Origin of the sequence: Streptomyces kaniharaensis, from assembly GCF_009569385.1 — a bacterium.
Taxonomy (GTDB): domain Bacteria; phylum Actinomycetota; class Actinomycetes; order Streptomycetales; family Streptomycetaceae; genus Kitasatospora; species Kitasatospora kaniharaensis.
In genome coordinates this window covers 4,325,690-4,338,190 of record NZ_WBOF01000001.1, presented here as the reverse complement: position 1 = coordinate 4,338,190, position 12,501 = coordinate 4,325,690, and the positions used below count along the sequence as shown (strand labels likewise).

12 protein-coding genes are annotated in these 12,501 nt (G+C 72.5%); 4 read left to right on the top strand and 8 right to left on the bottom strand.

Annotated elements, in window-relative coordinates; translation table 11 throughout:
• Window positions 1-16 precede the first annotated feature (16 nt).
• From F7Q99_RS19460 to F7Q99_RS19450, 3 genes are all read right to left on the bottom strand, one after another.
• Window positions 17-580 (bottom strand): DUF4291 domain-containing protein, encoded by a 564-nt coding sequence (locus F7Q99_RS19460; RefSeq protein ID WP_326846879.1) that lies wholly within the window; start codon window positions 578-580, stop codon window positions 17-19.
• Entirely contained in the window at window positions 577-1,032 is a 456-nt protein-coding gene (locus tag F7Q99_RS19455) for an NADAR family protein (RefSeq protein ID WP_153463116.1), read from the bottom strand. The genes F7Q99_RS19460 and F7Q99_RS19455 overlap by 4 nt, the downstream gene beginning before the upstream one ends.
• Before the next feature lie 121 nt (window positions 1,033-1,153).
• Window positions 1,154-1,915, bottom strand: coding sequence for a tyrosine-protein phosphatase (locus F7Q99_RS19450; protein WP_153463114.1), 762 nt, complete (start codon window positions 1,913-1,915; stop codon window positions 1,154-1,156).
• Window positions 1,916-2,122: 207 nt separating this feature from the next.
• Between F7Q99_RS19450 and F7Q99_RS19445 the strand changes: the two genes are divergently transcribed.
• A complete protein-coding gene (locus tag F7Q99_RS19445) occupies window positions 2,123-2,917 on the top strand; it encodes a GntR family transcriptional regulator (RefSeq protein WP_195911114.1) in 795 nt (264 codons plus the stop codon).
• A gap of 25 nt (window positions 2,918-2,942) precedes the next feature.
• Here F7Q99_RS19445 and F7Q99_RS43190 read toward each other — a convergent pair whose 3' ends face one another.
• Entirely contained in the window at window positions 2,943-3,539 is a 597-nt protein-coding gene (locus tag F7Q99_RS43190; protein ID WP_326846878.1) for a hypothetical protein, read from the bottom strand.
• Between F7Q99_RS43190 and F7Q99_RS43185 the strand changes: the two genes are divergently transcribed.
• The 3 genes from F7Q99_RS43185 (at window position 3,532) to F7Q99_RS19430 (ending at window position 7,422) form a co-directional block, all read left to right on the top strand.
• Window positions 3,532-3,918 (top strand): helix-turn-helix domain-containing protein, encoded by a 387-nt coding sequence (locus tag F7Q99_RS43185; protein WP_326846877.1) that lies wholly within the window; start codon window positions 3,532-3,534, stop codon window positions 3,916-3,918. The two genes, F7Q99_RS43190 and F7Q99_RS43185, sit on opposite strands and share 8 nt — an antisense overlap.
• 115 nt (window positions 3,919-4,033) lie before the next feature.
• Window positions 4,034-4,888 carry a methyltransferase domain-containing protein gene (locus F7Q99_RS19435; protein WP_153463110.1) on the top strand — a complete coding sequence of 285 codons (855 nt, stop codon included), beginning with the start codon at window positions 4,034-4,036 and terminating at the stop codon, window positions 4,886-4,888.
• Between the two features lie 938 nt (window positions 4,889-5,826).
• A complete protein-coding gene (locus F7Q99_RS19430) occupies window positions 5,827-7,422 on the top strand; it encodes an IS1182 family transposase (RefSeq protein WP_195911113.1) in 1,596 nt (531 codons plus the stop codon).
• A 340-nt stretch (window positions 7,423-7,762) separates the two neighbouring features.
• Here the strand turns inward: F7Q99_RS19430 and F7Q99_RS19425 are convergent, their stop codons facing one another.
• The 4 genes from F7Q99_RS19425 to F7Q99_RS19410 all read right to left on the bottom strand — a co-directional run bounded on the left by F7Q99_RS19425 (window position 7,763) and on the right by F7Q99_RS19410 (window position 12,352).
• Entirely contained in the window at window positions 7,763-9,433 is a 1,671-nt protein-coding gene (locus tag F7Q99_RS19425) for an FAD-dependent oxidoreductase (protein WP_153463106.1), read from the bottom strand.
• 48 nt (window positions 9,434-9,481) lie between these two features.
• Window positions 9,482-10,423, bottom strand: coding sequence for an AurF N-oxygenase family protein (locus tag F7Q99_RS19420; RefSeq protein ID WP_153463104.1), 942 nt, complete (start codon window positions 10,421-10,423; stop codon window positions 9,482-9,484).
• Between the two features lie 179 nt (window positions 10,424-10,602).
• A complete protein-coding gene (locus F7Q99_RS19415; RefSeq protein WP_230210265.1) occupies window positions 10,603-11,352 on the bottom strand; it encodes an alpha/beta hydrolase in 750 nt (249 codons plus the stop codon).
• Window positions 11,353-11,716: 364 nt separating this feature from the next.
• A complete protein-coding gene (locus F7Q99_RS19410; RefSeq protein ID WP_153463102.1) occupies window positions 11,717-12,352 on the bottom strand; it encodes a hypothetical protein in 636 nt (211 codons plus the stop codon).
• Window positions 12,353-12,501: the final 149 nt, after the last annotated feature.

Sequence of the window (12,501 nt, the reverse complement as noted above, 5' to 3'; positions counted from 1 at the left end):
CGGACGGGGGTCGGGCTCAGCCGATGCCGAGGCGCCGCGCCGTCGCCGCCGGCAGCGGGTACGGGCGCTCCGGCGGCAGAAGGCGCTGTGCCTGCGCCGCCCGGCCGCCCCGGACCAGCGCGGCGATCCGGTGCACCTGCGGGGTCAGGTCGGTCAGCTCGGTCACCCACTCCTCGGCGAAGGTGCGGATCAGCGAACGGCCGATGCCCACCTGGATGCTGTAGTGGTTGAGCGCCGCCCCGCGCAGCGTCCGCTCCGGATCCCACTGGACGTGCACCTCGGCGCCCGCCACCTCGTCCGGGTCGGCGGTGGTCAGGACGGCCCTGGCCAGCCCCTCCTCCCAGCCCTCCCGGGTGATCCGCACGGCCAGCAACCGGGTCTGGCCCGGCTTCTGCCCCCAGTTGCTGCGGTGCATCAGCCAGCGGAACGACGGCTTGATCCACGTCATCCGGTGGAAGGAGAACGGCGGCACGAACCGGCCCGCCGCCAGCGCCGGTTCGGCGACGGCCGGGGCGTACGCCTGGTAGAGGACGATCGTCCGTCCGTCGTGGTCGGCGCGGATCTCGCGCAGGGCGGTCACCGGGCCGGCTCCCCCTCGGCGGCCAGGCGGTGGCGGGTGCGCATCAGGATCCTGCCGAGCATGTTCCGGCCCTTCCCGGTGCGGCCGCGGCCCCAGTAGTGGTCGCCGCCGGTGTTCTCCACCAGCTCCTCGGTGCCGGTGGAGAGCAGCACCGCCCGGATGTCCGCGTGGGTACGGAACTTGGCCTCCACGACGCGTCGCATCACGTCGTCCTTCACGTGCTCCCAGTCGCGCCGCAGCGGCCTCGTGCGCTCGCGGCCCAGCTGGGAGGCGCGCAGCGGCGTGGGCGCCCGGAGGATCGCCTCGACGTGCCTGGTGCCGGCGAACTTCTGGGCCTGGAAGTAGTGTTCGGCGGTCGGCCAGTGGCGGCCGTCCAGCTCCACGCCGTGGGCGGAGAAGTTGGAGAAGCAGCCGTAGGGGATCTCGTCGGCGTCGTAGAAGTAGATGGTCATGTGGGTGGTCGCCCCGGCCTCGTGTTGGTGGAACGGACGTTGCCAGGACGACCGGGCTGTCGCAACGGAATTAACGGGCCCAGGGGATCACGGGCTCAGGGGATGTCACGCGATCAGGGGATCAGAGCATGACCTGGGCACCGATCAGCCCGTGTCCGGCCTCGGCGGCGGCCTTGGCGAGGAAGGCGGTCAGGATCTCCGGGGTGACGCCGCAGGCGGGGAGGAACGAGGCGGCGCCGCCGTGGCGGGTGCGGACCTGGTCGAGGAAGACGGCCATCGCCTCGGCCGGCGCCTGCAGGAGGGGGGCCGGGATGGTCACGTCGCGGTGGCCGTTGAGGGCGGTGCGGTGGCGCTCGGCCAGGCCGGCGAAGATCTCCGGGAGAGCGTCGGCGGTCCGGACGTAGTCGGCGACGATGCGGTCGGCGGGGACGTCCAGCAGGTCCAGCAGCAGCGCGGTGAGCAGGCCCGTACGGTCCTTGCCGGCGGCGCAGTGCAGCAGGACGGCGCCCGGGCGGGCCGCGGCCTCGACGGCGGCGACGACGGCCGCGGGGGCGGACTCGGCCATCAGCACGTAGAAGTGGCCGAGGTCGGCGGCCGTGGTCATGGTGCGCATCCGTTCGGCGAGGCCGTCGGTGGCGGGGTTGACCGGGGCGGCGACGACGGCGATGCCGGCGGCTTCGGCGGCGGCCCAGTCGGCGGGGTCGGTCTCGAAGGTGTCGCGCAGGTCGACGATCGTGCGGATGTCGCAGGCTCGCAGCTGGGCGACGGTCGCGGCGTCGGCGGCCGGGAACGGCTGGGCGGAGCGGTAGAGCACGCCGGGACGGACCCGTCGGCCGTCGGGGTCGCCGAGGAGGGCGGGGTCACGGAAGTTGACCAGGGACATGCGAGGCCTTTCGGGTGGAGCCGCACGGGGCCGGGACAGGACATCTAGACGTCTAGATGTGTAGCGGCTTCGAGGGGTCGCGGGCAAGCCCCGGCTCGTGCGCTTCCCTCCATCCCACCTCTGCAGGTGGGAATCGTCGACCTGAGAGGTGGGGCGGGTCACGCCCGGGGCTCCGTCGGGTCGGGCGCGCTCCGTAGGATCGGGCGTGTGGCGACGAATCCTCCCAGCACCCCCCTCTACCGCCGCCTGGCCCGGCAGCTTCAGGAGCGGATCGACGCCGGCACGTACCCGGCGGGTGCGCGGCTGCCGAGCGAGCCGGAGCTGAGCGCGGAGTTCGGCGTAAACCGGCTCACCGTGCGGCAGGCGGTGGCGGAGCTGGAGCGCGCCGCCGTGGTGGAGATCCGGCGCGGGGTCGGGACGTTCGTCCGCCCGCCGGCGGTGCGGGTGTCGATCGCGGTGGATCCGCGCAGCCAGCGGTTCGACCTGGGCAGCGTGCACAGCGCCCTGCCCGACGCCGACGACGGCGAGTTCGTGGTGGGCGCCCCGCCGGTGGCCGGGTCGCCGGAGGACGAGGAGGCGGCCCGCCAGCTGGGCCGGGAGACGGCGGAGCTGTCCCGGGTGGACACCGTGATCCGCCTCGGCGGCAGGGCGCGGGCGGCGTGCAGCTACTGGATGCCGTTCGGGCCGCTGCCGGCGGACCTGGTGCGTCCGGGCCGCCCCGGCAACCTGGTGTTGGACCTGGCCCGGGCGGCCGGGGTGGAGCTGGAGTACGACTGGCGGGCGTTCGGCGCGATCGGCGCCGACCTGGCCGACGCCGAGCTGCTGGGCGTCCCGGCGGGCACACCGCTGCTGGTGCGCGAGGGCGTGAGCTGCACCCCGGACGGCACCCCGGCGCTGTACGTACGGCGGCGGATCGACGGCAGCAGCGCCCGCTTCGTGCTGAACTTCCGCGAGTCGCGCCAGGACGGCGCCCAGCCCGGCCCGCAACCCTACGGGCTGTAAGGATCCCGCTGAAGTTCCGCGCCGGTCACGGGGGACGACACCACACACGATGACGGCGGGGGACGAGCACGACACACCCGCCGAACTGACCGCGCGCGACCTCGACCTGCTCGCCGACGCCTCCCGCACCGGGAGGCTGCTGCGCCGGGCCCAGCTGGAGAGCGTGCGGCAGCTCGGCGAGCACTGTGCCGAGGCCGGGTTCGGGCTGCTCGAGGTGGTCGCGCACTGCCTGGCGGCGGCCCGGCGGGCGTGGCACACACTGCCGGGGATCGCGTCCGCGGGCAGCACCGGCGAACTGTGCAGGATGGGCGAGGCCGTGCTGGCGGCGACCGATGCCGCGCTGGCCGCACTGGGCGAGGGCCGCGAGCGGGCGCAGCGGATGGCGGTCCGCCAGGAGGAGACGGCACGACGGGAGTTCATCGACGACCTGCTGCACGGCGGCAGCGATCTCGGGGCGCCGGCCGATCGGGCGGAGCGGTTCGGGCTGCGGCCGGCAGGCGCGTACGCGGTGGCGGTGGTGGCGGGCGACGGCCCGTACGCGGACGTGCATCGGCTGGCGCACCGGGTCGGGCGCGAGCCGGCGGGTCGGTTCGGCGAGCGACGACGGCCGGCTGGTGCGCATCGCCCCGGACAGCGAGCGGGCGGCACTGGAGGCGTTCGCGGAGCTGACGCTCCAACCCGGCCCGGGATACCGGCCGGTGCTGCGGGTGGCGACGGGCCGCCGGCACTCGCAGGCGAGCGGGGTGCTGCGCAGCCGCGAGGAGGCGCGGCGCGGGGCACGTCCGCTGCTGGACACGATCGCCGTGCAGGCCGAGGCGGCGTACGTGAACGCGGAGGCGGCACGCCGGCTGGGGCCGAGTATGCGGACGCTCGGCTACCGGCTGGAGCGGACCAAGGCGTTGACCGGATACGACTTGTCGGATGCGTTGCAGCGCTTCACGCTGGAGACGGCAGCGATGGGGGCACGGCTGCTGAACCAGCCGGAGCAGCCGCCGCTGTAGGCGCCGTGTCCCGACTGTCGGCTGATCGGCCAATCAGCCGTTCTGCTTGTCGCAGGACCGAGCCCCGTGCGTGGCGCGCGAGTCCGTGCCCGGGGCGCGGGGCTAGCTTGTCCGCATGGGCGCTCAGGAACTCGATCTCGCCGGGCTGCGCCGGGTCTACGGCCGCCCGGGGAGCCGGCTGTTCTACACCCGGGTGGCACGCAACGCCCGGCACTGGGGGTGGACCGAGCCGGGGCAGTCCAAGTGGCGGCTCTGGCGGGCGCAGCGACAGCTGGAGGACGTGCTGGGCCGCAAACTGGCGCTCCCGGCGGACGCCCGGGTGCTGGACGCGGGCTCCGGGGCAGGGGTGGTGGCGCGGGCGATGGCGGACCGGTTCGGGCTGGCGATCACCGGGGTCGACGTGCTGGACTTCCACGTGGCCGAGGCCCGCCGACTGAGCACCCGCACCGGGTTGGCGCAGCGGACCAGCTTCACGTGGGGCGACTACCACCAACTTCCGTTCCCCGACGGCACGTTCGACGGCGCCTACTCGATGGAGACGCTGGTCCACTCCTACGATCCACCGCGCGCCCTCGCCGAGTTCCACCGAGTGCTGCGCCCCGGCGGCCGACTGGTGCTGCTCGGCCCGATGAGCACCGTGCCGCTGGACGAAATGGCGCCGCGGGAACGGGCGTTGCTCGAACCGTACCTGGACGCGATGGTGATGACGGGCGCCAAGATCTACCACGCCCGGAACCTGCCGCAACTGCTCACCGAAGCCGGGTTCGAGGTGGAGGAGGCGCTGGACGCGACGCCGTACTACCTGCCCACGACGGAGGCGGTGCACGCGTACTTCTGGCTGCCGTGGGCCGTGCTGCGCCGCTTCGGCGACCCGGCACGGTGGCTCAACCTCCGCTCCACGGTGGAGATGTACGACGTCCGCGAGTACGTCGCCTGGTACGTCCACACCGCCGTCAAGCCGCAGGAGTGAATCCCCCCAGGGCCGGCCTGGGGCTATGGACGGCCTCGCCCGTTTCAGCGCCGGACCACCTCTCCGTCCGCCACGACAATGGACCACGCGGGCTTCCCGCAAGAGCCCGGCGTGCAAGCACCCTGCACGCCCGACCGGCCGTTGGCTGCCGTTGGCTGCCGTTGACAGCCGTTGGCAGCCCTCGAGCGTCATGTGCCCCCGGGCGAACTGGCCAGACTCTCCCACGCCGGATCCGGCACCCCGGGCACCGCCCGACCGGCCTCCTGCCACAGCCGCGCCAACTCGGCGTAGATCGGCACCTCCGGATCAGACTCCGGCGGACGCCACTGCGGCCGTTGCAGCCGCTGAGGCTGTTGGGGCCGCTCCGGAGGTTGCAGGAACGTTTCCTCACTCGATCGCCGACGCGGAGCCGGCATCACCCCAGGACTACTCACACCCACCCAACGCAACCCACCCATACCGGGACACGGCCGCGTCAACCAGGCGGCGCAGCGTCAGCCTGCGGGGCCGGAGAATTATGTAGACCGGTCTACTTGGCAGCTGGCCACCAGCCTGCGCCGCGCAGGAAGTCGGCGGGCCCGACTTCCTGCGCACGCTCGCCGAGCACCGAGCGCCTGCGTTGGCCTGTAGACCGACCTACATATTCTCACGGCGATCGAGCGCCACCGTCGCGCAGGAGGTCGACGGGCCAGACCAATCAGTAGACCGATCTATAGATTTCTTGTTTTGGCTAGGCGCGGCTGCACAGGAAGTCGACTGGGCGACTCTGCTGGCGAAGTCGCTGGGGGTGGGTGTGGGACAGTAAGTGCCTGTCGGTTGGGGTGGGTTGGCTGTTTGTAGGGGTGGTTGTGCTTCGGCCTGTGGGGGCGTATGGGATTCCGGCGGAGACTGCGGCGTTGGCTCGTAGGGTTCATCCGGGTGGGACCGATGAGATGCGGGTGCGGGACGCGCTGGGCCCGTTGTTCAGCGACGAGGACTTCACCGCGGGGGAGTTCGAGGAGATGTACGCGGACCTGGGGCGGCCCGGTATCTCGCCGGCCCTGCTGGTGATGGTCACGGTCCTGCAGTTCCTGCACAACCTCTCCGACCGGGACGCCGCGGTCGCGGTGGCCGATCGGATCTCCTGGAAGTACGCGCTGGGGCTGGAGCTGGAGTACACCGGTTTCGATGCCAGCGTGTTGTGCGAGTTCCGCGCCCGTCTGGCGTCCGGCGATCGGGCTGATGCCCTGCTGTCGCTGATGCTGGAGCGTTTGAAGGCCGCCGGCCTGGTGCGCTCGGGCGGGCGGCAGCGCACCGACTCGACTCACGTCCTGGCGTGCGTGCGCAGGCTGAACCGCATCGAGTGCCTGGGGGAGGCCCTGCGCGCGGCCCTGGAGGAGATCGCCCGCACCAGCCCCGGCCTGATCGTGCCGCTGCTCGGGCCCGGCTGGGACGAGCGCTACGGCCGCAAGGTCGAGACCAGTAGGCTCCTGCGCCGAAAGAACGCCTCGGCCGCCAGGCTCGCCGAGCAGATCGGCGCCGACGGCCAGAGCCTGATCGCCGCCATCGACGCGGATGCCACCGCCGGGTGGATGAACGACCTCCCGCAGGTCAAAATCATGCGCGAGCTGTGGGATCAGCACTTCGAGGCCACCGGCACCGGCCAACTGCGCTACCGGGACACCAGGGAACTGCCGCCGTCGGCACAGCGCATCCGCTCGCCCCACGAGATCGACGCCCGCTATAGCACCAAGGGCACGCCCGGCGCAGACAGCGTGGAGTGGACCGGCTCCAAGGGCCACCTGACCGAGTCCTGCGACGAGGACTTACCCAACCTGGTCACCGACGTCCACACCACCTGCGCCACCGAACCCGACGTCAGCGCCACCACCCCCATCCAGGACAAACTCATCGACCGGGACCTGAAGCCGGGTGAGCACCTGACGGACTCCGGCTACCCCACCGGGGCGAACATCGGCGCGTCCCTGGAGCGCGGCATCACCCTCATCGCGCCCGTCACCATTCAGACCGGCCGAGGCGCCCACAACGGCACGTTCACCCCCAAGGACTTCCACGTCGACTGGCAGGCAGGCGTCACCCGCTGTCCCGCCGGGGCCACCAGCATCTCCATGCGGCCGAAGAAGAACGGCCTGATCCGCGTTGCTTTCTCCCGCGCGCACTGCAGGCCCTGCCCCATCCGCGCCCAGTGCACCTCCTCCGCCCCCCACCTCGGCCGGAGCCTGGAGATCCATCCCGAACCGATCCACACGGCCCGGATGCGGATGCAGACCGAACAGGACAGTCCCGAATGGCGCGAGACCTACCGGGTCCGCGCCGGGATCGAAGGCACCGTCTCTCAAGCAGTCCGAGGCCCAGGTCTGCGGCGTTCCCGCTATCGGGGCCTCGCCAAAACCCACCTCCAGAACGTTCTCATCGGCATCGCGATCAACATCCGCCGACTCGGCGCCCACTACGACACCACCACCAGATCAGATCGCCGCCCCACCCGCATCCACGCGCTATGCACCCAACACGGCATCGCAACGACGGCCTGACCTAGATCAAATACTTCGCCAGCAGAGTCACTGGGCCGACTTCCTGTGCGCCCTGTCCAGGATGGCGCGTATAGCGCCGACATCTCGGCATCTCGGCCTGTGCACACATAAGTAGACCGGCCTACATATTTTCCACCACCGGCAGACCGGCTGCCGCGCAGGAAGTCGGACGGGCCGACCTCCTGCGCGCCCTTCCTGCAGGGCCGCCCGGGGTGCGCCGGGCGACCCTGCAGGAAGGGGACCCAGCGGGAGGGAGCCTGGGCACACGTAGGCCGGCCAGGTGCGCGGCCCCGTTGCAACTATGTAGACCGCCCTACATATTCGCCCCGGCCCTACCCGCCTAGCCCCGCCTACTTCCCCGCCGCCGCCCGGCTGCCAGGAGTTCCGGCACCGTGGCGAGTTTCACCCGGGGGCGGCCTTGGGATTCGCCTCGGGCGCGTTCGGTGCGGTCGACGGCTCGTAGTTCCTTCAGGCCGACGGCGTCGGGGCGCCGCCGGCGGACGAGGCGGTCGAAGTCCTTGCGGGTGCCCGACGGGGTGGGGAGGGCGCGGGCGATGGCGTCGTCGAGGAGGGCGTCAGCCGTCTCGCGGGCGCAGGCGCGGTTGGCGCCGATGCCGCCGGAGGGGCCGCGCTTGGCCCAGCCGACCACGTACGCACCGGTCAGGGCGCGCCCGGTGGACGGGTCGACCACGCGGCCCCCGCGGTGGGTGATGGTGGCCGCCGCCTCGTCGAACGGGAGGCCCGGCACCGGGACGCCCCGGTGGCCTATGGAGCGGACGACCAGGCCGGCCCGGATCACGTCCTCCTCGCCGGTGGGTTCGGCGCGCTCACCGGCGAGTGTGGTCCGGCCGACGGAGACGGCTGCCACACGGCCATGCCCCGTCAGCGCCGTCGGCGCGGACAGGAAGCGCAGCACGATCCGCCGCCCCGGGCCCGGCTCCGCCTCGCCGTCGAACCGCTCCAGCGGCAGCCCGGCGAGCAGCGCCGCGCGCGAGTCCGGTGCCGCCGTCCCGATCGCCGCCCGCACCTCCGGGTGGTCGTCCACCACCACGTCCACGCCAGGCAGTTGGCGCAGCGCGAGGAACTCGGGCCGCGTCCACGCCGCCTGCTCGGGCCCGCGCCGGGCGAGCAGTACGACCTCCCGCACCCGGCTGCGGCGCAGCGCCGCGAGGGCGTGGTCGGCGATGTCGGTGGCGGCGAGCCGGTCCGGGTCGGTGAGCAGGATGCGCGCGATGTCGACGGCGACGTTCCCGTTCCCGACGACGACCGCCCGTTCGCCGGACGTCAGCGAGACCGCTTCGGCCGGCACGGTCGGTTCGGCGTTGTACCAGCCGACGAGGGTGGTGGCGGGCAGGCTGCCGGGCAGGTCCTCACCGGGGATGCCGAGCCGCCGGTCGGCCGCCGCGCCGACCGCGTACACCACCGCGTGGTGGTGGGCGGCGAGTTCGTCGTGCGTGATGTCCGCCCCCACGTCGAGGTTCAGGTGCATCCGCAGCCGCGGGTCGTGGAAGACGCCCGCGAAGCTCTCCGCGATCCGCTTGGTGGACTGGTGGTCGGGCGCGACGCCGTGCCGCAGCAGGCCGCCGGTGACGGGCAGCCGGTCGATCATGGTGATCTCGGCGCCGGTGCTGCGCAGCAGTTCCTGGGCGGTGTACGCGGCGGACGGTCCGGTGCCGACGATGGCGACCCGCAGGGGCCCGAGGCCGTCGGGCAGGCTGCGCGGGAAGGCGGGCGCGCCCCAGGCGTGGTCGCTGGGGTGGTCGCGGTACCAGTCGCGGTTGAGGTCGCCGAACACGGTGTCGGGTCCGCGCAGCCGGTCGACCGGGTGGACGGCGTCGACCGGGCAGGCGTCGGCGCAGGCGCCGCAGTCGATGCACGCCGCCGGGTCGATGTACAGCATGTCGGTGGTGCCGAACTCGGGTTCGTCGGGGGTCGGGTGGATGCAGTTGACCGGGCACACGGACACGCACGAGGCGTCGTTGCAGCAGGTCCGGGTGATCGCGTAGGCCATGGCCGGGGGTGGGTCCTCACTGCGCGGAAGGAGGGAACGGGCTGGCGGTCAGAGCATGTGGACGCGGCGGTAGATGGCCGCCGAGCGGCTGGTGAGCAGCCCGGTCTCGGCGAGGAACGCCATCAGGTGCCGGGAGCTGGTGCGCATCATGGTCCTGCGGTGCTCGCTGGCCCGCGCCTCGGCGAGCGCCCGTCCGACGTCGAGCCCGGCGGACTTGTACACGCCCGGGTGGATCATGCTGGTGACGATGACGTACGCGCCCATGGCGATGCCGGTCGCCGAGGTGCGCCGGCGGAGCGGGCTCGCGTCGCGCATCCGTTCGCGGATCTCCTGGCGGGCGAACTTCATGTGCCGCGATTCCTCGACGACGTGGATCCGGGAGGTGCCGCGGACGATGTCCAGGACGTTCTCGCCGCGCATCCAGTCGCGCTGCATGACGTCGAGCACCTCTTCGGCCACCAGGGCGCCGCCGTAGGCGAGTTCGCCCTTCGCGAGCGCCTTGAACGCCCGTCCGGCCTGCGCGACCACCTTGTTCGGGCGGTACGCCGGCACGCCCATCTTCTCGCAGGCGCGCGCGAACATGATCGAGTGGCGGCACTCGTCGGCGATCTCGGTGAGGGCGAACTGGAACTCGGCGCTGGCGGGGTTCTTGAGGTACTGGTCGCGCAGCACCATCTGCTGGAGGATCATCTCGAACCAGATGCCGGTGTTCATGATCGAGCAGACTTCGTGCCTGGTGAGGGTCACCCGCTGCCGCTCGGTCATCTCGCCCCAGAGGCGGGTGCCGTAGAGCGTGCTCCACTCCGGGTTGAGCCCGTAGTGGTCGTCCGGGAGGGGTGCGTCCCAGTCGATCTCGGTCGAGGGGTCGTAGGAGAGCGTGGCGGCCGACTCCAGCAGGCGCTTCGAGACGTCGTCGTCGGCGGCGGTGTGGCCGTGACCGTGCGCGTCGTCGTGGCGGTGTCTCCGCGCCACCGGGTCGGTGAGAGCCATGGCTGCCTCCGGGTGCCTGCTCCTGCGGGTTCCCGCTCACCCGCCTATTAGACGGACAGTACAATAAGAGGCCCACCCAGAGAACCCCTGTGCAACGGGCCGAGGCGCGCAGCGGAAAGCCCGCGCCCCCAGGAGCGAATCCCAGGGGCGCGGGCTCACCCAAACGCCCGACGCCGCACCTACTGAAGCACCGTCCGCAGCGCGTCCGCCGCCTCCGCCGTCGCCTCGCGGAACCGGTGCCCGATGCCGAGGTAGTGGGCGTACCCGTGGATCAGGTCCGGCTGCCGGCTCAGCTCCACCGTCACCCCCGCCGCCCGCAGCGCCTCCGCGTACGCCTCGCCCTCGTCCCGCAGCGGGTCGAAGCCCGCCGTACCGACGTACGCGGGCGGGAGGCCGCTCAGGTCCTCGGCGAGCAGCGGCGACAGCCGCGGGTCCGTCCGATCCGCCCGCTCGGGCGCGTAGTGGTCGACGAACCAGTCCATGTCGTCGCTCGTCAGGGAGAACCCGTCCGCGAACAGCTCCCGCGACGGCCGCCGGGCCGACGCGTCCGCCGCCGGGTACAGCAGCAGCTGGAAGACGGGCGACGGCCCGCCCCGGCGTACCGCCCTCAGGGCGGCGACCGCGGCCAGGTTGCCGCCCGCGCTGTCCCCGCCGACCGCGATCCGCTCCGGATCCGCCCCCAGGTCGCCCGCCTCGGCGTGCGCGAAGTCGAACGCGGCCAGCGCATCGTCCGCCGCCGCCGGAAACACGTGCTCGGGCGCCAGCCGGTACTCCACCGACAGCACCCGCACCCACGCCCGCTTCGCCAGGAACCGCGCGACGTGGTCGTGGCTCGCCCGGGAGCCCACCACCCAGCCGCCGCCGTGGAAGAACACGAGCAGCCCGGACGCCTCCCCCAGCCCGGCGGGCGTGTACAGCGTCGCCGCCAACCCCCCCACGCTCCGAAGGGATTTCCACCTCCCGGACGGCAACCGGCTCGATCGTAGGCCCGCCCACCAGGTACCGCGCGTACTCCAGCGCCGCCCGCGACGGCCCGACCCCGCCCGGCAGCACCAGGCGGGCCCGGGACAGCCGCTGCAGCAGCAGGATCACCTGCGCGTCCAGCGCGAGCGTCTGCCCGTCCCGCACCACCGGCGCCCCCGCGATCGCCCGCCGCACCCCCTTCGGCAGCGCGTACGCGCCCCGGACAACGGCGGCCTGGATCCGGACGGGGAGTGGAATCGTCATGCTCTGCCTCCTGGGCCTCTCCTGGGGAGCCCATGATGAGGCCGCCCGGACCTGCCCCGGAAGTGCTCAGCCGACCTTCCAGATCACCTCCGGGGCGCTGCCGGTCTCGTTGCTCGGATTGCCGGCGTCGCGCTCGCCCTGGAAGCCGACGTACGCGGGCTGCACGCTCTCCGGCAGGAGGTAGATCTCGCAGGTCTCGACGGACTGGCCCACGGTGAGGTGCTGCTCCTCGTCGGTGGGCTCCTGGCAGGGCGCGAACTTGACCCCCCAGGACGGCGCGAAGAAGTACGCGCGCTTCGGGTCGTTCCCGTGCAGGAGCAGCTTGAAGTTGAAGCTGCCGAAGTCGGGTTCGCCGCCCGTCAGGGTGTACCTGGTGGTGACGTAGTACGGCACCTTCCCGGTGAGCAGCCCGATGCCGAGCTTGTCCACCGCCGCCGCGTCGCCCCGGACGACCGACACCGGGGTGACGCGCAGCCGGCTCACCTGGTTCTCCGGGAAGTGCGTGTCCGGCACGTTCGCCGGCGTCTTGAGCGCGAGCGGATCGGCGAACGTCCCCTGCGCGGCCGTCGTCGGTGGCGCCGACGTCGTCGCGGTCGCGCTCGGCGCAGCGGCCGGGTCACTGTTGTCCGGCCCGCACGCGGTGAGCGCCAGGCCCGCGAGGGCGATCGGCACGGCGGTACGGAGCAGGCGGTTCGTCAGCACGACGTGTTTCCCCCGAAGTCGTCGATGTGCGGCAGTCGATGTGCGGCAGTCGATGGTCAGTGGTCGACGGCCAGTACCAGGAAACCCTAGCCGCCGAATGATCAAGGTTCACCACGCGCCTGTCACGATCTCGGCCCAGCGCCGCCCCC

Excerpts from the sequence above, each read along its gene's own strand:
- F7Q99_RS19455 (WP_153463116.1), bottom strand. The coding sequence starts at position 1,032 with ATGACCATCTACTTCTACGACGCCGACGAGATCCCCTACGGCTGCTTC.
- F7Q99_RS19450 (WP_153463114.1), bottom strand. The coding sequence starts at position 1,915 with ATGTCCCTGGTCAACTTCCGTGACCCCGCCCTCCTCGGCGACCCCGAC.
- F7Q99_RS43190 (WP_326846878.1), bottom strand. The coding sequence starts at position 3,539 with ATGCGCACCAGCCGGCCGTCGTCGCTCGCCGAACCGACCCGCCGGCTC.
- F7Q99_RS19435 (WP_153463110.1), top strand. The coding sequence starts at position 4,034 with ATGGGCGCTCAGGAACTCGATCTCGCCGGGCTGCGCCGGGTCTACGGC.
- F7Q99_RS19425 (WP_153463106.1), bottom strand. The coding sequence starts at position 9,433 with ATGGCCTACGCGATCACCCGGACCTGCTGCAACGACGCCTCGTGCGTG.
- F7Q99_RS19420 (WP_153463104.1), bottom strand. The coding sequence starts at position 10,423 with ATGGCTCTCACCGACCCGGTGGCGCGGAGACACCGCCACGACGACGCG.